This is a genomic window from Sulfitobacter sp. TCYB15, assembly GCF_040435955.1.
Taxonomy (GTDB): domain Bacteria; phylum Pseudomonadota; class Alphaproteobacteria; order Rhodobacterales; family Rhodobacteraceae; genus Sulfitobacter; species Sulfitobacter pontiacus.
The window spans coordinates 1,730,237-1,752,563 of sequence record NZ_CP159193.1 but is presented as its reverse complement, the minus strand read 5'-3'; the positions used below and the strand labels follow the sequence as shown (position 1 = coordinate 1,752,563).

General features: G+C 55.1%; 16 protein-coding genes. 10 read left to right on the top strand and 6 right to left on the bottom strand.

All coding sequences use genetic code 11. From position 1 onward, the window contains the following. Positions 1-577: 577 nt before the first annotated feature. The gene (locus tag ABM428_RS08435) at positions 578-2,353 is read right to left on the bottom strand and encodes a hypothetical protein (RefSeq protein WP_353627834.1); all 1,776 of its coding nucleotides are present in this window, start codon (positions 2,351-2,353) and stop codon (positions 578-580) included. 624 nt (positions 2,354-2,977) lie between these two features. On the opposite strand from ABM428_RS08435, the gene ABM428_RS08430 reads away from it, so the two are divergent. From ABM428_RS08430 to ABM428_RS08400, 7 genes are all read left to right on the top strand, one after another. After that, positions 2,978-3,841, top strand: a complete 864-nt coding sequence (locus ABM428_RS08430) for a hypothetical protein (RefSeq protein ID WP_353627833.1) — start codon at positions 2,978-2,980, stop codon at positions 3,839-3,841. Between the two features lie 459 nt (positions 3,842-4,300). Next, a complete protein-coding gene (locus ABM428_RS08425; protein ID WP_353627832.1) occupies positions 4,301-4,882 on the top strand; it encodes a hypothetical protein in 582 nt (193 codons plus the stop codon). 245 nt (positions 4,883-5,127) lie between these two features. Then, a complete protein-coding gene (locus ABM428_RS08420) occupies positions 5,128-7,188 on the top strand; it encodes a hypothetical protein (protein WP_353627831.1) in 2,061 nt (686 codons plus the stop codon). Then, positions 7,185-8,237, top strand: coding sequence for an OmpA family protein (locus tag ABM428_RS08415; protein ID WP_353627830.1), 1,053 nt, complete (start codon positions 7,185-7,187; stop codon positions 8,235-8,237). The genes ABM428_RS08420 and ABM428_RS08415 overlap by 4 nt, the downstream gene beginning before the upstream one ends. Further along, entirely contained in the window at positions 8,234-9,592 is a 1,359-nt protein-coding gene (locus ABM428_RS08410; protein ID WP_353627829.1) for an EH signature domain-containing protein, read from the top strand. The genes ABM428_RS08415 and ABM428_RS08410 overlap by 4 nt, the downstream gene beginning before the upstream one ends. Beyond that, positions 9,585-12,701: a DEAD/DEAH box helicase gene (locus tag ABM428_RS08405; RefSeq protein WP_353627828.1), complete on the top strand. Its 3,117-nt coding sequence runs from the start codon at positions 9,585-9,587 to the stop codon at positions 12,699-12,701. Before ABM428_RS08410 ends, ABM428_RS08405 begins: the two co-directional genes overlap by 8 nt. Before the next feature lie 23 nt (positions 12,702-12,724). Continuing rightward, positions 12,725-13,585, top strand: a complete 861-nt coding sequence (locus ABM428_RS08400; protein ID WP_353627827.1) for a hypothetical protein — start codon at positions 12,725-12,727, stop codon at positions 13,583-13,585. A gap of 533 nt (positions 13,586-14,118) precedes the next feature. On the opposite strand, the gene ABM428_RS08395 is transcribed toward ABM428_RS08400, so the two are convergent. Next, the gene (locus tag ABM428_RS08395; RefSeq protein WP_132996697.1) at positions 14,119-16,431 is read right to left on the bottom strand and encodes a xanthine dehydrogenase family protein molybdopterin-binding subunit; all 2,313 of its coding nucleotides are present in this window, start codon (positions 16,429-16,431) and stop codon (positions 14,119-14,121) included. Next, positions 16,424-16,894, bottom strand: coding sequence for a (2Fe-2S)-binding protein (locus ABM428_RS08390; RefSeq protein ID WP_037962516.1), 471 nt, complete (start codon positions 16,892-16,894; stop codon positions 16,424-16,426). The genes ABM428_RS08395 and ABM428_RS08390 overlap by 8 nt, the downstream gene beginning before the upstream one ends. A 323-nt stretch (positions 16,895-17,217) precedes the next feature. Here ABM428_RS08390 and ABM428_RS08385 point away from each other — a divergent pair, with 323 nt between their 5' ends. Next, on the top strand, positions 17,218-17,763 hold the full coding sequence (locus ABM428_RS08385) for a YaeQ family protein (RefSeq protein WP_064215780.1): 546 nt from the start codon (positions 17,218-17,220) through the stop codon (positions 17,761-17,763). Positions 17,764-17,823: 60 nt separating this feature from the next. On the opposite strand, the gene ABM428_RS08380 is transcribed toward ABM428_RS08385, so the two are convergent. Together ABM428_RS08380 and ABM428_RS08375 are read right to left on the bottom strand one after the other, a co-directional pair. Continuing rightward, positions 17,824-18,204, bottom strand: coding sequence for a VOC family protein (locus tag ABM428_RS08380; RefSeq protein WP_037944097.1), 381 nt, complete (start codon positions 18,202-18,204; stop codon positions 17,824-17,826). A 54-nt stretch (positions 18,205-18,258) separates the two neighbouring features. After that, complete coding sequence (locus ABM428_RS08375; RefSeq protein ID WP_132996698.1) at positions 18,259-18,648, bottom strand: nuclear transport factor 2 family protein; 390 nt, start codon at positions 18,646-18,648, stop codon at positions 18,259-18,261. Positions 18,649-18,745: 97 nt separating this feature from the next. On the opposite strand from ABM428_RS08375, the gene ftrA reads away from it, so the two are divergent. Both ftrA and ABM428_RS08365 read left to right on the top strand, forming a co-directional pair. Next, entirely contained in the window at positions 18,746-19,720 is a 975-nt protein-coding gene (gene ftrA, locus ABM428_RS08370) for a transcriptional regulator FtrA (RefSeq protein WP_240790777.1), read from the top strand. Positions 19,721-19,844: 124 nt separating this feature from the next. After that, the gene (locus tag ABM428_RS08365; protein WP_132996700.1) at positions 19,845-21,005 is read left to right on the top strand and encodes an amidohydrolase; all 1,161 of its coding nucleotides are present in this window, start codon (positions 19,845-19,847) and stop codon (positions 21,003-21,005) included. A 33-nt stretch (positions 21,006-21,038) separates the two neighbouring features. Here ABM428_RS08365 and ampC read toward each other — a convergent pair whose 3' ends face one another. After that, positions 21,039-22,205: a class C beta-lactamase gene (ampC, locus tag ABM428_RS08360; RefSeq protein ID WP_132996701.1), complete on the bottom strand. Its 1,167-nt coding sequence runs from the start codon at positions 22,203-22,205 to the stop codon at positions 21,039-21,041. Positions 22,206-22,327: the final 122 nt, after the last annotated feature.

Genomic DNA, 22,327 nt, shown 5'->3' with positions numbered 1-22,327 from the left:
TTTCGTTAGGACAACGTCGACTTTTGATGTCGCGCTGCCCGCCGAAGGCACGCGCAGCGAAAATCGGCTCACCGCCCATGGTGTAGATCAGCACTAACGGCCCATTGCTGCCGTTCGTGCAAAACACGTCTAACGACCGCTCCCAGCCCAACCACGACATTCATTTCAGACGTAGCCAAGACTTTAACGCAGGTGCGAAAAGACCTGCCAGTTTTCCGGTCGTGGCCTACGGATCCGCTCCGTGGAACAAGGTGATACTCCACCCCGCCCAATGGCTCCTCCTTGTGGAGCCTTCTCAGGTGGATCATCGCTGAGGTAAGGGCATGAAGGCAAAACACCTTCTCGCTGCAGAGGCGCAGCAGAAGTCGTCGACTGTCCACGTTTGGGGACGTTTATGTAGAACATACAGACCCAGATCGCATACGAAACCGACGCAAGCGCGAACACCAAATGAAATAGCTTCTTCTCACCTGAGCGCGACAGCAAATACTCAGATGTCAAGAAGTCATAAAAAAATAGGTGATGCAGAGATGGTCCCGTTCTCGCACGATAAACTATTCTGAGCTGGTATCGTATGCTATTTTACTGAGTAAGTCCAAACTATCTTGGATGCACTTTCTTGGTCAATATTCTCTATTTTTTCCAAGTTTCGCTTGTAATTTTCAAACGACATTCTTGCGAAATTAAAGCAATCGGCGTAATTCGAAAATCCAAATGGAGAGCCGCACATTTCAGAAGACAGCGAAAATACTTGATCAAAATAATCGTGCGCGCTAACAATCAGGTTTTCAATTCCAGCGGGGTCGGTGGCTGAGTGCACGATTGAATTTCTGGTTCGGTATATCCTATAAAGCTGATGTTCAACTCGTTTCTGATGGCTTTCAAGCCATGTGCTAAACTCTTTCCCAGATTGCGCTTTCTTATTAATTGAGTATATCCGGTTCCTCAGTAGAGGAAATTCGTTCATCTTCTCCAACAGTTCGGTGCAGTGCGCATCATTTTCCTTTAGCATGGTTAGATGAAAGGCTTTTTCGGCAATCGATGTATGGACAGGGATTTCAGCCCTTTTTAGAGCATCCTTGAATGCATCATCGTCCCATCTCTTGATGTCTCTCGCAAGGTTTGTGAATATTTTTGAAAAATATTGCAGACATATGAACGGGACTACTCCCCCGATTACGCTCCCGATTATGCTATTTCCCTTCTGAGATGGCGCGATTGTCTCAAGAGATGTCCATAGGTTGATCAACTGATTTTCGGGCACCTTCGATCCAAGACTCATTCCGTGAAAATCGACAACCCTAAAGAATTTCTCTGAGTCTTTTCCGCCCGGTAGCATTACATTCTTGATCAGGCTTTCCAGCTTTCGGTCAGCTCTTCCCCGTCGATTGTCCTTAATGAGCTCCATACTGTTCGCATCTGCTCGCAGCACGTAGCTGCTATTTTTCTCGTCTTTAGCTTGTTCGTCGGTGTTATCAACTGCTATAGCATGTGTGCCAATCTGGTAGCTTCCCTTATGATAGAAAAGGCCGTACAGATCATGCATTCTTGCAATATTGCGTTTTGCATTATTAAGCGCAGTGAATGGATCTGGGGCTGTAACGTTGTCTATCGAAACGTATATTTCCCCGGCAGCTGCTGATAGTCCTTCTGGATGCTCAGAGATCTCTTTAGGTTTGTCATCACTGAACTCTATGTCAAAAATTCCCCTGATATCTTTTTTAATTTTTCCTGCGTCAGTCTTGATGGTTGTGTGAATTGTGTACACACTTCTGTTTGGCATGAGTTTCTTGAAAAAACTGTCTACTGAATCTTCGCCCTCAGGGGCCTCTTCCCTGAAGAAGTGCTCATCCAGAAGCCAAGATACCCATTTTACGTCTACGCCACAGTTTACTATTGTGGTACATATTTCTCGTGCAAGAAAATCAAAGTTCTTAAGGTGGGACTGTGGGTTAGTTTTTACTATATCGAAGCAGCGCTTTAGGTATTTTATTGGCTGAACTTCAACCTTTAGGACTTGGAGCGTCCCCTTGAGAGCTTCAAGATTTTTACGGTCAACCTTTCCATATTCTTCCCAAGGCATTGTTAGCATGGAATTTGCAACGAAGTTGCCGGACATGCGGTCTTCGAGTTCTTCCCAAATTCTTTCAATGTGTGCGGGGTTGATATCGTGGTCTTCATGATCCGAAAGCACTCGAAGGCTCTCAAGAATAAGAAAAGGAGCGTTGGTCGTTGCGGCCCGATAGCTATCCATTGTGTAAGGATAAATTAATTCATCCATTCTCTGAATAAAAAATAGTGTTCCCAGGTTTTCGCTTTTATTGATCCAACTTTTGGTTTTTTTTAGTAGCATGTAAAATCTCGCGTTCAAGTTTACGCGAAAACTTTCACATAGGTCTCTTGGTTTCAATCAGTAATAACAGTGCAACGGCCGATCGACCTGCTGATGTCATTTTGAACATCTTCACCGCGACAATGTAAGTTCTTCCGAGGCTCTGTCATTCGTCTTGTCCTGAACGTCCGTTGGGGTGGACGGGCGTAGGTTTGGGAAAGTGTAGAAAACGCAATTTTTAGTCCGCTGAGCGCTTAATCAGTGGATTCCCAAGGTCGCTATGACGGGCCGACAGAGTGACGTTGCCAATTCCACTCGCTGCGCAAAGCTGACCTTGATACAGAACGCAGCGAAGGTCGGCAATCCGCCGTTGCTGTCGTTGAACATGAACGGCCTACAGCGCCTGTTTATGTTCCCAGCACATCCGTTCGATGAAGATTTTGATCCATTGCACCGGCAAAGTGATGCTCAGCAAGATCCCGAAAAGGGAGAGCGACCTTTACCGTCGGCCGTAGTGTGCAATAGCGACCATCACAGCCGATATCACAAGCTCGAATAAGTCCATTTGCGCAGTCCTCTCGGCGGATCGCATCAAATCATCATATCAGATTTCCGGCCAGATCGACATGGACCCAAGTCCTTTCCATGACGATCTATCACAATCAAAAATCATTCACACCCGCCCCGTTCGATCTTCCGATCAACAGTAAAGAGCTGTCTCGAAATCTCGACAAATTTTACACAAAGCCAGAGGTAGCACGCCAGTGTGTAAGTGACCTCGAAAATTGGACAGGTATAAATCTGAACACCACGAAAACTGACCTATTGGAGCCGAGCGCTGGTGCAGGCGCGTTCCTTGACTTCTTGCCTTCGTGCACATTGGCCTATGACCTTCTGCCGGAAGATCGAAGGATTGCGCGACAAGACTTCTTGAAGCTGGAGCGTAGTGAACCCGCCATTGTAATCGGCAACCCCCCATTCGGTAAGAGCTGCAGTCTTGCAATCTTGTTTTTCAATCACGCGGCAACATTTGCTGAACAAATAGCGTTCATTGTTCCGCGAACATTTGAGAAGGACAGCATAAAAAACCGCCTTTCCCCTCAATTTCATCTACTTAATCAGCGCGTGCTTGAGCGCGATAGTTTTATGTTCGAGGGTAAGAGCCACCCTGTTTCTTGCGTCTTCCAGGTTTGGGAGCGACGGCATGACTTGCGACCCAAAACTAAGTTGCCAACTGTGCATCCAGATTTCGACTTCGTCGTCCGTGAGGAGGCAGATTTTGCAATACAGCGTGTCGGCGAGCATGCGGGCACAGTGAAGACATGCCTCAGAGGGGTTTCGAAAAACTCACACAACTTTCTACGCGCGAATATATCAATCGAAGAGCTACTTGCCAAATTCCGGGCGATCGATTTTACTGAAGCAAAAGCGAGAACGGCGGGACAAGCCTCGATAGCGAAGACCGAAATCGTTGCACTTTACTCCGATCTCAAGGCCAACTTGCGTTGAAATATTTACATTTTCGGTAGAGATTTCTTCATTCTCTGATTGCTGGGTGAAAGTGCTCTATAGACCCTGACCTGCCCCCCACCGATCACTCATTCATAGCGAGATTTTGCGGGTATGGGTTTCACATTCTTCGTCGACAGTTCGGGCAATGGCTTCGTGCGCAGTATCCTCAAATCGCTCAAGCGCTCGGCAGGCTTTTGGTTGGCCCGCGACAAGCCTGGTCTTCATTGGATACCCCCATTCACGGACCGTGGCCTGCACGCTTAGCGAGCTTGATATAAAGCTTAACCGCGCGCATTCTCTCTTCGTAGCTGTACATAGACTATCTCCAAAATAGTCTAACTTTTTTATCTGCACCCCTACTGGATCAGTTTTAGCTTACAGCCTACAGCGTTGAACAAAAAGCCAAACCTGATACCTATCAATCAGACAAATTTCAATTTTGGACTATACACAGCCATGCCCCTTACTAAGACCACTCCAGACGACATAGAACTTGAAAAGCTGGCAAAAGTGAGCCCTGAAACTTTATTTTATTTGCATATTGGTCCCTCCGCGCTGTCAAAGGTAAAAGCAAAATCCAAAACCATGGACCTAAATAATGTCGAGATGGATGCTGCCTGCGGTATGTACCTTGCGACTGCATTGGATGCTTATGCTGACATGTATCACATCGGCCGCATGGAGGGAGTTCCAACACGCCAGGACCTGCAGTTCAGCATGAACAAAGGCGAAGCCTTCTGGCGCGGTTACCAGATTGCTCGTGGCGAGATCATCTTGAAAAGCGGCTTTAGAAGCAAAATCCAGAACGAGGAAAGACTGGCAAGCTGGTTGTATGCCAAATCATTGAATTATGATTGTGCGATGGAAGGTTTTGCTTTTGCTGTTTCGACCGATCCGTCACGCACAAAACCGATGCTGAATGAGCTTCTTGGGGCAGATGCGCATGCAGCATATACGCCTTCTAAATATCTCAAATCCATCAACGATTTGGTAACTGCAATTAAGCAGTTAGATCGGTCGTATTTCCTAAAAATGTAAGGCACAACTACGAGCAGAAATGCTGGTTATTTTGCCGGTGACCTGCTTGATGTGCATATTTGCACCAATCCTCCTGTACCTCAACCAAGATAGATGTGCCGACCCTTTCTAAGAGAACGGCAGCTGCGTTTCCTATGGCAAATTTATTATTTAAGATAGATCAACTCAGCCTTGAAGTAACCTAAGATGGAAAATAGCATCGAATTCTTGAGCTACGGCTGTTGATATATTTCAGGAAGAATTTGGTGTTTCAGACATTTAGCGACCAGTTGGGACTTTTTCTCAAAAATGGAATCATTTCTGTTGCGGAGGCGTTAACTCTCTCTGACAGCCGACCCGGCCAGATCGCAGGAATGATCATTTTTGCTACGACTATCTTTGCCGTTTGGTATTTTATTCGGTCGAGCCGCCAACTGAGTGCTGTTAATTTGTTGGACAAAAAAGTTAGAGCTTTTGCGGACATCTCGGCATTTGCGGATAGCCATTCCGACCTCATCCATGAACTTCGAAACGACTATCGTAAAAAAGGTCCACGAGAGACTGTTTGGGAAGCTTTCGATGAGTTTAATGAGACCATTGTACACGATGATGTAGATGGCCCCCTTAGCCTGCGTAACTCGATCCGGCCCGCATCATTTCTAAACGTCGATGACTTGGGGTTTGGTCCAGGGATCTTTCGTATCTTGCCGAATACATTGGTCTCAGCTGGCCTGTTGTTGACATTCTTGGGGTTGGTAGCAGCGTTGCACCAATTTTCGCAGTCAATGAACGCTGGGACAGGTGGAATGGATAGGGCGATGCAGGACTTTATGCAAATTGCCTCTGCTAAGTTTGTCATGTCGCTTGTTGGCCTGTTCTGCTCGATCTTGTTCACGTTCCTGCTTCGCGCACGTCAAAACACGATGGATGCAGCCCTGCATCGCCTTTGTATCGGTATAGAACGACGTCTCGTGTTCGTCAGCTTGGAGGATATCGGATTTCGCCAGCTGCGCGCAGCAACCGAACAACGCGAACATCTGCGCGAAATCGGCATGGGTATGGTCGCGGAGCTTCAAAAGCCCCTTGAGGCTTTGCCAGAACAAATCACAAGCGCTATCGCGGATCGGATGGACCCGATTTTCGACCGTGTCACCTCCATGGGCACAAGTAGCATGGAAGGAATGGTCGGAGATCTCTCTCAACAGCTCTCCCACTCTGTCGGGAACGCGTTAACACGCGCCAGTGAGTCGCTGGGTGAGGCGACTGACCGCATAGGCACGATGGTTGATCGAATGAGCTCAACCAACACTCAAGCAGGTGACGGGCTGCGGGACGCGCTGGATCAGATGGCGCGCGCCATGGCGGAGATGCGCACCGAAGTGGCAGCCAGTGGTCGCACAGCATCGAAAGCAATGAATGAGGGTGCAGATCGCTTGCTGTCCGTCATGAATGACACGTTGGAAGGCATACGCGACAACACCGGCCAAGGAGCGGAAGCTATGCGCACTGCCGCCGAACAAATGCGGTCTGCCGCCGAAGGGTTCCGCGACACCTTAGCCAGCGCAAGCGAAGAAAGTAGCCAGGCCGCGCGAGACCGCATGGCTCAAACCAGCGCAGAGGCTGGTCAAGCAATTGAAGGCGTCAGTAAAAGCTTGGTGGACAGCTTCCATAAAACCAGCACGGATATTGCAAAGCTTGGCTCCGAAATGGGTGGTGTAATTGGCGAAGAACTTTTGTCGCGGCTCGATACGATCAGCACACGGCTGGAGACTATGGCCGAAGCAGTACAGCGCGGAGCGGCCGGAGCCCAAAGCGCGGCGCAGGGCATGAACACCGGCGCAGATGCGATACACGGCGCATCCGAAGGGTTCCGCAATGCAAGCCAAAGCCTCACATCTGCGGCAGACCCAATCCGCGCCTCGCAAGAACGCATAGAAACAACCCTGCGGCGGGTTGGTGAACTGGTTGAGACTGTCTCAGAGACCCTGATGCAAAACTCAGCTTCTATTGCTGAGAATGCCACACATGTTCTGGATACTGCTCAGACCGCCCTTGGGAACGAACGGGAAGGAATCCGCCGCTCACTTGAGGCGACACATGCCGCAATGTCACAGCTTTCCAGCGAAGCAGAGAAGCTTGACCAAATCGATGAAATGCTTGGCCGTGCGCTGACAGAGTACAATTCGCAACTGGAGGCTGCTCTCGGGTCGGCGCAAGATCACGTTGGGCAAATGCGCGATGCCCTTGCTCCTGGACTGGACACCCTCAAAAGCGTCGTTGAACAGGCCGAGGCGTTCCTTCCTTCACAACGGCAGCAGCGAACATGAGAGCGCAGGCAAAACGCATACGCCACGAAGAGGAAGAAGAAAGCGCCTTCGTATCAATGACCGACATGACGGTCGGGTTCCTATTCATCATGATGATTTTGCTTGCATTTTTCGCGAGCCAAGCCGGGGATCCAGATGCGGTGTCAAAGATTGAATACGACCGAGTTGTTGAAGCGCGCGATAGCTGGCAACAGATAGCCGAAACACGTGAACAAACAATTGGACGGCTTGAGACCCAGCTTGCAAAGCTCTTGCAGGAAAAAAGGCAATTGGAGGCTCTGGTCCTGCAGCTGACCGCCAACCTCACAACCGCAAAAACGCGGATCAAAAACCTCGAAGAGCGTCTCCGGCAGTTGATCGCAGAGATTGAGCAGAAAGATGCCGAGATCGATCAACTCCACCAGGAGCTTGCCGAATTAAAAAAGATTGACCCGCTTGAGGCATATCTGGCGCAGGTAACTCAGACGAGGCGTAAGGTGCTGACGCAACTACGGGACGCAATCAAGGCTGATTTCCCTGACTTACAAGTCGAATTGAGCGAAGAATCCGACGCGTTGCGCTTTCAGGGGGAGGGCCTTTTTGGCTCCGGCCGGTCAGATTTGGCCCGCGACAGACGCGAGATCGTCGCCCGGCTCGCGCAGCGGCTGAATGAGGTACTGCCCTGTTTTACAATTGGTCGAGCATCGCAGTTTGATCGCACATGTAATTCCGAATTTGTTATGGTTGAGGCCGTCCAAATTGAAGGTCATACTGACAATGTTGGGACAGATCGACTGAACCGCACGCTGTCGGCTGCACGTGCCAACAACACTTTCTTTGCCATGACACAAGCAGCCCAAGGGGTTATGGAGCACCTAAACCTGAAGAATCAGCCCGTTCTTTCAGTCGCCGCTTATGGGCCCGATCGCCCTGTCGCGCCCAACGCCACACAGGAAGGCCGGGCAACCAACCGCAGGATTGATCTTCGCTTCATAATGGTGACGCCTCAGGATACCGACGGGATCGAAGTTGTACGAGAGGCGCTGGAAAACGTCGTGGTGCAGCCATGAACGCCCCTGAGACAAACCGCCCCCGCGAATCGACGCGAGCCTTACTGCAACGAGGCCAATCTTTCCGCACACGAGCCCTGCCACCGCTCGGTCAGATCAAGCGCTCCGTCGACAACATCCTGAGCCGCTGGCCCGATGCTGTCCGCATCCCAGAGGATCGGGATCGCGAAAAGCTGGCCCAAAATATGCGATTGCGTGTCTCTGAGTGGAACTGGGAAAACATTACCACCCAGAGGGTAATCTCGGCTGCGGTTGCTGTCTTTGACAAGGAACGCTGCAATCGGCCCGACCTAAGCGACGTGCGTGAATTTTACTTCGATGAAATCGCCACTCGGGAACCAGGGGCCTTTCTCGACGGTATGGTGGGGGTCTATCTGGACAGCTTTACGGTTGACGCAGACCACACCCGCGATCTTGCAAAATCCCTGTCTGCCCGCAGCAGCGACTTGGGAGGGCGGCATCGGAAATTAATCACCGCCCTGCCCCAAGTGTTCACGCCTGATGCTGCGCCGAGAGGTATGGCGCACCTCATGCTTGAAACAGACGATGCATATGCCAAACTTCAATCCATCGGATTGAGCAGTCCCCACACCTCTGGTCTGGCAAAAGCCGCACAAAAGCTCTTTGTAAAATCTCTCGCGCCCGATCTTGTAAATACTTCGGCCCGTCATAAACTTTTCAACTGGCTGACCCCGCAAAATGGGCCGGTACTGCAAGCAGGTGCGGGTCCGGCGGTTGAGGCCCTATTGTCGGTCTGGCGTACCAAAACGCCCCCCGATGCCCTGCGCAATGAACTCAGCGAGGCAATCATCGCCGCATGGAATGACCCGCGACTGCATGCCGGGGGCATTTGGTCTGGCTTTGACCCGGAGCTGCGCGCCATCCTGTTGCGATGGTTGACCCATCAGGACATGAAGTTCTTCTGCAACATGGTCACTGCCACCCAAAACAGTCACATGTGGCCACCACGGCGCGATTTCTGGCTCAAGCTATATGACGATAAGATGATCGACGAGGCATGGGTCGCTTTCGGCACGGAGGCACGTCATTATGCCGAAAACAATCTGTTACGGGGCGGCAAAACGGACATGAACCGGCGGTTCGCACGGCAACTTGATCGCGGCGGCAGCACATCGCTGCTGATCATGCGCATTGGCAACAAAATAGTTGTAGATGGATGTCACAGTTACAAAACGCATATCTTCAAAATCGACGACCCAAACGCCCCAGCCCTGTATAAGGGCCAATATTACTGCGACGACATTATGCGAAGGTCTCGCTTATCCCAGACCCACTATTGGAGTGAGAGCCGTAAATTGGCAGTATGGGAGAATTGGGTAGAAAAACATGTCTAACAGCGCACCCAGCCCTATTATAACCGACAACCACGTCGAAATTCGTTTTCCACAACAAAGACAAGGCATCCTTTTACGCCTGATCTCAAAACCAACCGCGCGCAGCTTTACCGATCTTGCCCCCGAAGATCGCAACCTTCTGTTTGCGATCGGTGATTTGCGTGCTTGGGAGGACGCGCACCCAGAAGATGTTGAAATCGCGCCTGATCACCTGCGCATCTCCCATGATGCTGCGGCCCAACTTTCTGCACCGTCTGCCGAGGCCCTCGGCCTTCCTGCAACTGTCGATCTGATGCTGAAAACCGATGTGACAGGCGTATTGGGACGACCTGATTTTCGACTTCACTATGAATGGTCTCGTGAGGGCCGGCGCGAAATCCCCAAAAGAACCGGCGCAATTTTGCACACGTCAAATGGACCACGCCGGCTCCCCCTATGGATGAAACGCGCTCTGGATCTGGCTGACACATTTGACGCGACACAACCGGTTGAACAGCATTGGCGTGCGCTGGCCGATTTTCGCCGCGCCATTGAACCCGAAGACATTATTGAAAGCGAAATGCCCGCCAACAAGGAAATGGCAGGCCTTTCTATGACGGCCTTTCTGCGGGGGCTTGAGGTACGCATCGCAGACCGGTTTTCAGTGTCCCCAGATGCCTCCCTGGGACAATTTGAAATCGTGCCATATTCCGCACAACAGCTCGACGATGCTGGGCTGTCGGATGATGATATCTCTGAGCAAAACGCTGAGCTCAACGGCGAAGCTTTGGCGGTTTTTCAGCATCGCTTGCATGCCCGCGGTGCTCGGCCAGCTTACCAGCTTGGCAACAATTCCTACCTGGTGATCGACAAAGGGTCCGCCCCAGTTCTTGAAGAGATGGTTCGCATGCAGAATGCACCGCGTGAAGAACGGCAAGCTTTCATTGAAAATCCACGCGCCTTCATCACCGAAGCTGTTAACCGCCACCTTGAACAGACCGAAGGCTTCCAGAACCTTGACGCTGCGGCACAAGAGGAGATGGTTGAACAGATTGCAGGCCCTGCGCTGATTGAGAGCCGAGAATATTCTGAAAGAGTGACAGGCGTTGTCGTCTATGAACGACCGCAAGACCAGATCGAGAGCAGCGGAACCACATGGCTGCCCGAAGCTTTTGCCGAACATTTAGCCGAAGCAATCAAGGCCCTGCCCACCGCAGAACTAAATGACTTGCGCGATCACATGGTCGATGTATTGGAAACCGGCAAGGATCTACCAGCAGAGATCGCTGGCGAAACTGTGCAGATCACGCCAGCCCGTCTTGCCGCGATAAATGGCGAAATCGAACACCGCGAAGCGCAGGTCTCTCCGACTGAGGTGCCCGAAGCAGCGCCAGAAACCGATGGCCCGATCATCCTTGATACGCTCGACAATTATGAAGATCTTTCGTGGGAAGCTAAATTTGCACCGCGAATTGCAACCGTTCCAACCGACTTACCCAGCTCGGTCCGTACCCCCCTGCATCAACACCAATTGGAAAGTTTCGATTGGGCGCAAAAGGCATGGCAAGCAGGGTTGCCCGGAATTTTGAATGCGGATGAACAAGGCCTGGGTAAGACGCTTCAGACCATTGCCTTTTTGACTTGGCTGAAAGAGCACATGAAACAACCAGATGCGGCGAACCGTGGGCCAGTTCTCATCGTGGCGCCCACCTCGCTTTTGCGCAACTGGGAACAGGAGGTCGAACACCATGTCGAAGGGCGTGGATTCGGATCTTTGATCCGCCTCTATGGTGGGGCATTGGGATCTCAAAAACGCCATGACGCACAGGGAACAGAAACGCAATCGGGCCTGCCACTGCTGGATCTCGATTGGCTGGATGAGGCCTTTGAGGATGGTCGCGCCCACCGATACTGGATGCTCACCACCTATACAACACTTGCAAATTATCAGCATTCCCTTGGCAAGGTTCGTTTCTCTGCCATCGTTATGGATGAAATCCAGAACATCAAAAACCGCTCAACCCTTGCCTCAAAAGCTGTTGAGGCGATGAACGCCGACTTCCGAATTGGCCTAACCGGTACACCAATTGAAAACGCAGCTATTGATCTATGGACCATTATGGATCGTATCGCGCCTGGCTGCCTTGGCTCTGGCGTTGAATTTCGCGAGCGATATGCAGCGCCTGATGCTGAAAATATGGCCGAGCTACACACAAGAGTCTTTAAGGACCGCGGCCCGATGCCTCCTCTCGGATTGCGCCGCCTGAAAGAAGAAGTCGCGCGTGACCTGCCCGTTAAACGGCGCTACCTGCACCCGCGCTTGATGCCCAAGGTGCAGGCAGATGCATATGACTTGGCGCAGCTTAAACTGGCCAATGGCGGCCCAGGAGCTGCGTTAAAAATGCTGCATCATATCCGATCAGTTTCGGTACACCCTGGTGATACAGAAGCCACACCACCTGACCAGTTCATCGCAAAGAGCGCACGTCTCGACGCTGTCATCGACATCCTGCGCAAGATTAAAGAAGCAAACGAGCGTGTGTTGGTTTTCATCGAACACCGGGACATGCAGTTCCGTTTCGGTGAAATCGTGCGTCACATGTTTAGTCTCGAGAAAATTGACGTGATCAATGGCGATACCCCTATCCCTCGCCGGCAGGACATCGTGAACCGCTTTCAACAACATCTGAAGACAGACGGCGGTTTTGACATGTTGATCCTCGGTCCGAAGTCGGCGGGCACAGGGTTGACCCTGACAGCCGCAACCCATGTCATTCACCTATCCCGCTGGTGGAATCCTGCGGTAGAAGAGCAATGTAACGACCGCGTTCACCGCATCGGTCAAACGCAGCCCGTTTCCATTCATATCCCCATGGCGCTGCACCCGGAGCTGGGAGCTCAAAGCTTTGACAGCCTGCTTCAGAGCCTGATGCAACGCAAACGGCGCCTGGCAGAACAGGCGCTTTGGCCAATGGGAGACAATAAAGCAGATGTGACCGGCCTCACGCAGGCTGTGGCACAACCGAACCGTGGCCAACATGCGGCCATCGTAGACATTATGGCCGAACAGTTTAATCGAGACAGCTTGCCCCCTATCTCCCCTAATTCAGAGGGGGCTTACGAAATATAATGAACATGCAAACAGACACAAAAATGAATGTAACCCGCGGACTTATCATCGCCGATCCCTGGATCGGCCACATTCTTGAAGGCCGCAAAGATTGGGAGATGCGATCACAAGCGACCTCGATACGCGGGTGGTTTGGCCTTATCCAAAAAGGTAGCGGCCATGTCGTTGGCCTCGCCCGCCTCGTTGATTGTGGGAAAGCACTCACCCCGTCAGAGATGATTGCAAATATCAACCATCATCAAATTCCGGAGGATATGATCCGACGCGGTGAAGTTGCAAAATGGGTCATCCCTTGGAAACTCGCGGACATCATTCCTTTGGAGCGCCCTGTCCCCTACCAACATAAGTCAGGCGCGGTCACTTGGGTCACTTTTTCCTCAGAGGAGACGCGAGAACTGAACCGTATTCGCCATGAGACTGGAGCTTCATCCAGCTCGGTCATATCAACGCCAACGCGATTGCTACAAGAAAGCGTAAAGCTCTCTGAGGTGGAACGCCCTGTTGCGAAGCCCGTCTCAAAGAGATCGGCAATTGATCCTATGCCACCTCTACCAGAAGGCAGGTATAGATTTCTTGGCCGGAGCCGCCTGACGGGTGGAAATGTACGGAACAATCACATCAATCTTTCGAAGTTCTTGAATGCCTTTCCACAAGACGTGATTGGCGGCAAAAACAAATCTGACGTAGCCCCACGGCAGATTGAGATTGACTGGGGCGGACCGAAACCAATCCTGACCGATATCGATGGATCCAAATCTATCTTTCGTGGGCGCGGCTGGGTACGGCGCTTCTTTGAAGCGTCGAAAGCACAAGAAGGTGATTATGTGCTGATTACGGAGACTGCCACCTACAAAGTTTCGGTGCGCTTGGAGCGAGGAGACTGATCAGTGCAATAGGAAAGCTGTTCGGAGCCATCCCGTTTTTGAACAGCCGTCTAACACCGTGGGTCAACCCATAAACTAATTGGGCAGAATGACTTCATCAAACGGCTTGATGAAAAAAACTTCTTGCGTACTGGCACAAATCAGTACATCGATTGTGGCACACCGTGGATTCGGACAGGAATCACGCCAAGAATATCATTTGATTTCAGTTCGTTAGAATTGAGGTTACGGTCCCTACCGTCGGAGCCAACTTCCCCTTAGGTGGTTGGCGGTAAACGAAAAAGCGCTCCTTCGGGGGCGCTTTTCGCGTTCTGGGGGCCTGCGTGGCACATCCTTTGCGTTTTAGCTGATGGGGTGCCAATCCCACGCAACACGGTGCGCAGAACGGCGCGATGCGCAACGACGCAGCGCGTTGGGAAAACGAACAAATTTCGGGAAATATGGGCAACGGTACCCGACGGATTTGAATCAGCCGCGGGCACTTGGTTTGTCGGTACGGGCGGGCGCGATGACTGCGCCCGCCCGATCTGTTTTTAGGACTTCATCGCGGCAAGCACAGCATCGCCGGTGATCGGCAGATGACGCACGCGCGCGCCCGTCGCGTTGAAGATCGCGTTGGCAATCGCGGGTGCGATCACGGTGGTGCCGGGCTCGCCCAGACCAACGGGAACTTCGGTGCTTTCGACAAAGTCGATTTCAAGCTCGGGCACATCGGCCAGACGCAGTGGCGTATAGGCCCCGAGGTTCAGGTCGATGACGTTGCCATTCTCGATCCGGGTGCCTTCATGCAGCGCCATCGACAGCCCCCAAAGGGCCGCACCTTCGCATTGTGCGCGCGCGCCGTCGGGGTCCACCACGGTGCCACAGTCAAACGCCAGCCACATCTTCTGGACATCGACCGCGCCCGTTTCAGGATCAACCGCCAGCTTGACCGCCGCCGCTGTCCAGGTCGGCATGCTGCGCGACTGGCCATAGGTGGTGGCAATACCGATTGCGGTGCCCTCGGGCAGCTCTGCACTGCCATAACCCGACATCTCTGCCACGCGCTGCAAAACAGCGGCCTGACGTGATGCCCCACCAACCGCATTGGGCGCAGAGCCCGCGTTGATGCCTTCGGCCTTTAGGTGATCCAGACGGAACTGCAACGGATCGGCACCGACTTTATGCGCCGCTTCATCCATGAAGCTTTCCACGGCAAAGTTGGTCCAGCCCGGTCCGACAGACCGCAGCCAGCCGGGACGGAAGGTCGCATTCGCCAGATCGTTCGAGATCGCCCGCACCTGATGCGCACCCACCGTGTACCAGTGATCGGCACCGTCGATGGCAAAGGGGTCATAGGGTTCTTCGTTGACACCTTTGGGCATGAAACCCGGTGCCATCACCTGCGTCGGCCAACCGGCTGCGGCGTGGTGTTCCATACCCGTGACCGATTTGGCATCGTCGAACGCCATGCGCAGTTTTTGCACGGACGGCGACCGGATGCTGTCGAACTGCGCGTCTTCCTCGCGCGAGAACACCAGCTTGACCGGCTTGCCAACCGCTTTCGAGGCGAGCGCTGCAGGCACGATATAGTCGCCATTCAGGCGACGGCCAAAGCCCCCACCCAGCATATAGCTGCGCATCACGATCTTATCGGCGGGTACTTCCAAAGCGGCGGCCAACGTGGGCAGGATCAGCGATTGCCACTGGTTGCCCGCGTGGGTTTCCCAAACACCATCGGCGTTCTGGAAAACGGTGGCGTTCACCGGCTCCATCTGGAAGTGCAGCACGGATTGCGTGGTGTATTCGGCTTCGAGCATGTCGGCGGCGGCATCAAAGGCAGCGGTCGTGTCGGGCTGCTCTGTGTGCAGGATCGACCCTTCCTCGCCCTGGATCAGCTCGCGCGAGCGCGCCTGGATATCCTCTTCCGAGACATTCGCCGTCTCGCCCGAGGTCCAGTCGACGCTGATCTCGTAGGTCGCCGTGCGCGCGGCGTGCAGCGTTTTGCCCAGCACCACAACCCAGCCCGGCACAGTGCCCGACGGGTCCTCGATCACCACGGTTTCAAGGTAACCCTTGATGTCCTTGGCACCGCTATCGTCCACGGCATTCACCTTGGAGCCATAGCGCGTCGGCGGCAGCATCGGCACGCCGTACACCATCCCGTCGACCTTGGCATCCAGACCATAGATCGCCTGACCCGTGGTTTTCGTATCCAGATCAAGCGGATGCACGTCCTGGCCCACAAGGCGCAGGTCAGCGTGGGGTTTCAGCGGAAGGGCTGCCAGCTCTTCTTCGGTGAAGCTGCGGTCAAGCCCCTCGGCCACCAGATCACCATAGCTGATGGTTTGCGTGCCATCGGTCACCGCACCATCGCGTGCGGTCAGACCCGAGGCATCAACACCCCATTTGGCCGCTGCGGCTTCGATCAAGGCGGTCCGGCCAGCGGCCCCCGCTTGACGGTAGACAGGCCAGCTTTGCCAGATCGACCAGCTGCCGCCGGTGACCATCAGGCCCCATTTCTCGGCTGTATCGACATGGGTGATGTGTACGTTTTCCCATGCGACTTCCAGCTCGTCCGCCAGAATACGCGCGATGGCGGTGCCGACGTGTTGGCCCATCTCGGCGCGGATGATGTTGACGTTGACCTGACCCTCGGCGTCGATCCAGTACCACATCGACGGCTCGAACGTGTCGCCATTGGGCGTGACCGGCGTGCCATCCGGCACCGCAGGGTTCATTGCGGCGTTCGACGCCTGCGGGAAGCCGAATGCAACGCCAACGGCCGTCATGGAGACAAGGAACCCACGGCGGGTCATCTGGGGTTGCGTCTCTGCGCCTGTGAGGCGGGAAATCAAATTAGCCATTGTCGGAGCCTCCCATAGCGGTGGCGGCATCGCGCACGGCTTGACGGATTCGGGTATAGGTCATGCAGCGGCACAGGTTGCCGGTCATCACCGCGTCGATGTCGTCATCGCTGGGGTTGGGCGTGTCTTTCAGCAGCGACGCTGCCTGCATGATCTGACCCGACTGGCAATAGCCGCACTGGGGCACGCGCAGGTTCCGCCACGCTTCTTGCACAGGGTGGTTGCCGTTTTCGTCCAGCCCTTCGATGGTGGTGACCTTCATACCTTCGACATCCGAAAGATAGGTGATGCAGGACCGTGTGGCCGTCCCGTCGATATGCACGGTACATGCGCCACAGGCGCCGATGCCACAGCCGAACTTGGTGCCGGTCAGCCCGATCTCGTCACGGATCGCCCACAACAGGGGCGTATCCGGCTCTGCGTCGACAGAGACCTGCCGTCCGTTCAATTCGAATTCAATCATTAAGTCGTTGTCCTTGGGTAATTTTTGCCTAGGGCGGAGCGCGCGTATAACAGCGTGGTTTCGAACTGGTCAACATAGGTTTCATGGCACCCTTTGACAGGTCTGGACCAAGATGATCACGGGATTGTCAGACGTCCGTGCGCGATACGCGTTTGATGATCTTACACGGAAAGCACGCTTGGCGAAAGAATATTTCGCCACCACTCATACACGCATGATTTTCCACAGCGCAGTCTCGCCTTGTTTATCCAGTCACCGGCAGGTACTGCCCCCCATCACCAGACTGTAAAGGACAGTCCGGTCATCAAGGGTCCGGCAACGTCATGGCGCAAAATTCTCTGATCTACAAAGTCGAGCTTTCGGTCTCGGACATGGATCGCCACTACTACGAGACCCACAAGCTGACCGTGGCCAAACACCCGTCGGAAACCGATGAACGTCTGATGGTGCGCCTGCTGGCCTTTGCCCTGAACGCGCATGAGCACCTTGAGATGACAAAGGGCCTGTCGACCGATGATGAACCCGATATCTGGCAAAAAAGCCTGAGCGACGAGATCGACGTTTGGGTGGCTCTCGGCCTGCCAAGTGAAAAGATCATCCGGCAGTCGTGCAACAAATCCGCGCGGGTCGTGATCTATTCTTATGGCGGCAAAACGGCAGAGGTCTGGTGGGACAAGGTCCGTAGCGGCACCGCCCGTTTCGACAAGCTCGAGGTCGTTAATCTGGCAGAGCATGACACCGCGGCGCTGGCAAAGCTGGCCAGCCGCGCGATGAAGCTTGGCGTGCATATTCAGGACGGTGACGTGATGGTCAGCGTCGATGACAGCGTCGTCTACCTGACGCCCCAGACGTGGAAAGAAGCGGGCTGACGCGCCACTGGCGTGGGGGGTGACCCCTCGCCAGCGCGCATTTAAGCGATACTTGCGCCGCTACTGCATGGAGTGGAAGCCGACCATATTGCCCTCGGTATCCTGACACACGAGGATCCAGCCAAACTCACCGATGGATGTTTTCGGCTGCGCGACGCTGCCGCCAGCGCTGGTCGCGCGTTCCTCTTGGGTGGCGCAATCCTCGACCATGAAATAGACAATCGTGCCCCCGACCCCGGGCCCCGCATAAGGCGCTTTGGTCAATGCGCCCCCCGCGCCATAGGCTGTCATCTCGGTCGGAAAGCTCATCATCTGCATCTCACCGCTCGGGTCTGGCATCGGCTCCAGCTTGGTGTCGAGCATGGCTTCGTAGAACCCGACCGCCCGATCAAGGTCGTCCACATAGATATCGAACCATCCTACGGCATTCATCTTGGTCATTTCCTATCCCTTTCAAATGTTTGGTGTTGTCGTAAAATCGAATTGCCCCGCCGCTCAGACCGCATTGGACGCGTCAATGCGCCGCTCAAGATGCCAGATCTTCGATACAATCTGCCACCCCTGCGCGCCCTTCACGAAACCAAGGTGATCGACGAAGACATTGTCATGGGCGCGGATGCGGATTTTCACCGTAGCACTCAGCGGCGACAGCATGTCGATCATCAACACCTCTGCCTCGCGCGGTTGCCCGATGCTGGCAGGAGAGACGCGGGCCCCGACATCGCGGCTGAAACTGTCGATCGGCTCTACAAAGACCGTCCCATTGTCGCCGTCAAACAGGCTTGAGCTCGGGTGGAACACGGCATTCAGCTTGTCGGTGTCACACTCGTGTATCGCGTCAAAATAGGTCTCTATCGCGCTCAGCAGTTCAGGGTGCAGGGTCATGTCAAACCTCCGGTATGTGTTGGTGATCCAAGATTGCCATTTCTGCGAAACCCGCGATACTGGCTATATTGACAACCTTCGGTCGGATTCTGCCAAAATGTCCCAAATTGCGCCCCGAAATGCCCCCTTGGTCTGTGCGCTTGCCTATGACGGGCTGTGCACCTTCGAATTCGGCATCGCGGTAGAGCTTTTCGCCCTGCCCCGCCCCGAGTTCGCGGATTGGTACAGCTATGCGACCGTTAAGGCCGAACCCGGTCCGATCCGCGCCACGGGCGGCATCACGATCGAGGCGCAGGACGATCTTGATCTGCTGCGGCAAGCCAGCCTGATCATCGTGCCCGGCTGGCGCGGTGCCGATGCCCCCGTCCCGCCCGCGCTATGCGCCGCCTTGCAAGACGCCTATGCCCAAGGCGCGCGGATCGCGTCGATCTGTTCAGGTGTCTTTGTCTTGGCCGCGGCGGGGCTGCTGACAGGCAAAAGCGCCACAACCCATTGGCGCTACACCGATAAACTGGCCGCGCGCTATCCTGACATATCCGTGGACCCTGATGTGTTATTCGTGGAAGACGACAGGGTTTTCACCTCCGCCGGATCGGCGGCGGGGCTGGATCTGGGGCTGCATATCATTCGGCAGGATCACGGCGCGCAGGTCGCTGCGTCTGTCGCCCGCCGGCTTGTCCTTCCCGCACAACGCGATGGCGGGCAGCGTCAGTTCGTGCCCCGCCCCGAGCCCAAGGCGCGGATGGGGTCGGATCTTGCAGTGCTACAGGATATGATCCGCGCCACACTTGACGAGGACTGGCCGATGGCCCGTATGGCACAAACCGCCGCGACCAGCGGACGCACGCTGGCCCGCCGGTTCCGCGAAGAGACAGGCGACACCCCCCTCAACTGGCTCAAGCTTGAACGGGTGTCCCGCGCCGCTGAGCTGCTGGAAAATAGCGCCATCCCGCTGGCCGATATATCAGACGTCTGCGGCTTCGGCTCGGCCGAGAGTTTTCGCCGCGATTTCCGCAAACTGATGGGCGTTCCTCCGATCCGGTATCGCGAAAGGTTCGGGGCTGCCGCTTAGTCCCGACCCCTACGCTCGGTTTCCCGCACCGCCCGCACAAACGCGGCTACCCTGCACCCGTCGCGTTTGTTAGGGTTTTGACGTAGCATACCAGAAAACCCCGAAGCAGAAGGCGTCGCGTTTTATGTTGACCAATAGTGATCTTGTGGAACTGACCGAATTTCGCCGCGCGCTGCACCGCCATCCAGAAGTCTCTGGTGAAGAGGTAGAGACCGCAAAGACGATCGTTAGTGCGCTAAAGCCCCTGTCGCCCACCCGCATCCTGACAGGTCTTGGGGGTCATGGCGTCGCGGCGGTGTTTGACAGCGGCACGGCTGGCCCGACGGTCCTGTTCCGCGCCGAACTTGACGCCCTGCCGATTGAGGAACGCAACAGCGATATCGACTGGCTGTCCGAGGTTGCGGGCAAAAGCCACGTGTGCGGGCACGATGGTCATATGACGATGCTGCTGGCTTTGGGGCGCATGATCGCGCGCAAACCGGTTGCCACGGGGCGCGTGGTGCTGATGTTCCAACCCGCGGAAGAAGACGGCAGCGGGGCCAAAGCGGTGGTCAGCGACCCCGCATTCGATGCGATCAAACCGGATTGGGCCTTTGCGATCCACAATGAACCGGGCAGCCCCTTCGGCTTTGTCTCCACCCGCGTGGGGCTGATCAACTGCGCGTCGATGGGGCTCAAAGTCAAGCTCAGCGGGAAAACGGCCCATGCCGCCGACCCGCAAGACGGGGTATCGCCCGCGCTCGCGGTGGCACGGCTTATTCCCGCGCTGGATGATCTGGGCCACGGCGACGGCGGCCCGCGCAACGACGACTTCCGGCTGGTCACCGTCACCCACGCCACTATAGGAGAGCCGACTTTCGGCATCGCGCCGGGTGCAGCAGAGGTGTTTGCCACCCTGCGCACCGCCGGCGATGCGGGGCTGGAAAACCTTGAGGCCGCCGCGCGCGATCTCGCATCAACGATTGCCGCTGAATACGGTCTGGGCGTCTCTTTCGAGGTGCATGACCATTTCGCCGCTTCGATCAATGACGCAGACGCCTATGCCGTAGCGACCAAAGCGATGGAGGCGATCGGCGTGCCTTTTGGCGAGGAAAACGTACCCATGCGCGCCTCTGAGGATTTCGGCGTATTCGGCTGGGGGGCCAAAGCCGCGATGCTATGTCTCGGACCGGGGGAGGATCACGCGGCCCTGCACAACCCCGACTATGACTTCCCCGATGACCTTATCCCCATCGGCAGCGGGATCTTTGACCGCATCGCCCGAGATCTTCTGGGGACGGCGTAACCCGCCCCCTCCTGAACGCGCCGCCCAAGCCCGCTAGTCCTGCGTCGCCAGCAAATCGGTGATCAGCGCATGGGTCGCACGGACCCGCGCCTCGTTCGGGTAGTTACGGTTGGCAAGCACAACGATCCCAAGGTCTTGCCCCGGTAGCAGCGCGACATACCCGCCGAACCCGTTGGTCGCGCCGGTCTTGTTCAGGATCACATCGCGCTGCGGTGGCAACGGTGGGGTCAGGCGGGTCGCGGGCTGGGGCGACAGGATAAAGTCATAGCCGTTGCCCGCCTCCATCTTGGCGACATCGGCAGGCCAAGGGTACTGCTCCCATATCATGTCTTGGGTGTAATAGGCCGTCTCTGCCTGCCCCTGCCGTGTGCGTTCAAGCGCTGCGGTCAGCGCGGGATCTGCCCCGCCGCGGCCCAGCTCCAGATCCAGCAGGCGCAGCATATCGCGGGCGGTCGATTTCACCCCATAGGCCTCATCTGCCAATACGCCGGGGTTAACGCGAATGGGCGCATCCGTCTTGCGGTCATAGCCAAAGGCATAGCGATCCATCGCGTCATCCGGCACGTCGACATAGGTGCTGCCAAGCCCCATCGCGGGAAACAGCACATCCTCCGCCGCTTGGGCAAAGGACATACCCATGGTCTGTGCCGTAATATGCCCCAGCAAGCCGATGCTGACATTGGAATAGCTGCGTGTCCCCGGTTGCGGCGGTTGCCAGCTCTCTAGCCAGCGGATCAGCTCGGGCGTATTGCCAACCTTGCCGGGAACCTGAAGCGGCAAGCCACCGGTGACATGGGTGGACAGATCAACCAGCCTTATCGCGCCGAAAGCGGCCCCCTCAAGCTGGGGTATGCTGTCCGACACAGGCGCATCCAGATCAAGCATACCGCGGTCTTCAGCCAATGCGGCCAACGTGGCAGTGAAAATCTTGCTGATCGACCCGAGCTCAAAGATCGTATCCGGCGTCGCCGCGACATTGCCTTTGCGCGCCGCCACACCCGTCGCATAGAAGCTATGCTGCCCCTGCCAGGTGATGCCCACGACCAATCCGGGGATTCGATACTGCTCGATTACCGGCGCAAAGCTGGCACCTGCGATCTCGACAATCTGCTCGCTTGTGGCGCTTTGTGCGAACAGCGACGCGGGAAGAGCAAAGGGGACCGACAGCACGACTGCCAGCGCGAGGTTGGGGGATTTCATATCTGCTTCGACCTATTTATGGGTGTTGCCGATGTCATTAAGCGGCACGCCTTCGATGCACAAATGCGAAAATGCGCGGACGGACCGGTGCGCGCCCCGCCGCTTGCCGCTTTCACAGTAAT

Coding starts and splice junctions, on each gene's coding strand:
- ABM428_RS08435 (WP_353627834.1), bottom strand. CDS start 2,353: ATGCTACTAAAAAAAACCAAAAGTTGGATCAATAAAAGCGAAAACCTG.
- ABM428_RS08430 (WP_353627833.1), top strand. CDS start 2,978: ATGACGATCTATCACAATCAAAAATCATTCACACCCGCCCCGTTCGAT.
- ABM428_RS08425 (WP_353627832.1), top strand. CDS start 4,301: ATGCCCCTTACTAAGACCACTCCAGACGACATAGAACTTGAAAAGCTG.
- ABM428_RS08415 (WP_353627830.1), top strand. CDS start 7,185: ATGAGAGCGCAGGCAAAACGCATACGCCACGAAGAGGAAGAAGAAAGC.
- ABM428_RS08410 (WP_353627829.1), top strand. CDS start 8,234: ATGAACGCCCCTGAGACAAACCGCCCCCGCGAATCGACGCGAGCCTTA.
- ABM428_RS08405 (WP_353627828.1), top strand. CDS start 9,585: ATGTCTAACAGCGCACCCAGCCCTATTATAACCGACAACCACGTCGAA.
- ABM428_RS08400 (WP_353627827.1), top strand. CDS start 12,725: ATGAATGTAACCCGCGGACTTATCATCGCCGATCCCTGGATCGGCCAC.
- ABM428_RS08395 (WP_132996697.1), bottom strand. CDS start 16,431: ATGGCTAATTTGATTTCCCGCCTCACAGGCGCAGAGACGCAACCCCAG.
- ABM428_RS08390 (WP_037962516.1), bottom strand. CDS start 16,894: ATGATTGAATTCGAATTGAACGGACGGCAGGTCTCTGTCGACGCAGAG.
- ABM428_RS08385 (WP_064215780.1), top strand. CDS start 17,218: ATGGCGCAAAATTCTCTGATCTACAAAGTCGAGCTTTCGGTCTCGGAC.
- ABM428_RS08380 (WP_037944097.1), bottom strand. CDS start 18,204: ATGACCAAGATGAATGCCGTAGGATGGTTCGATATCTATGTGGACGAC.
- ABM428_RS08375 (WP_132996698.1), bottom strand. CDS start 18,648: ATGACCCTGCACCCTGAACTGCTGAGCGCGATAGAGACCTATTTTGAC.
- ftrA (WP_240790777.1), top strand. CDS start 18,746: ATGTCCCAAATTGCGCCCCGAAATGCCCCCTTGGTCTGTGCGCTTGCC.
- ABM428_RS08365 (WP_132996700.1), top strand. CDS start 19,845: ATGTTGACCAATAGTGATCTTGTGGAACTGACCGAATTTCGCCGCGCG.
- ampC (WP_132996701.1), bottom strand. CDS start 22,205: ATGAAATCCCCCAACCTCGCGCTGGCAGTCGTGCTGTCGGTCCCCTTT.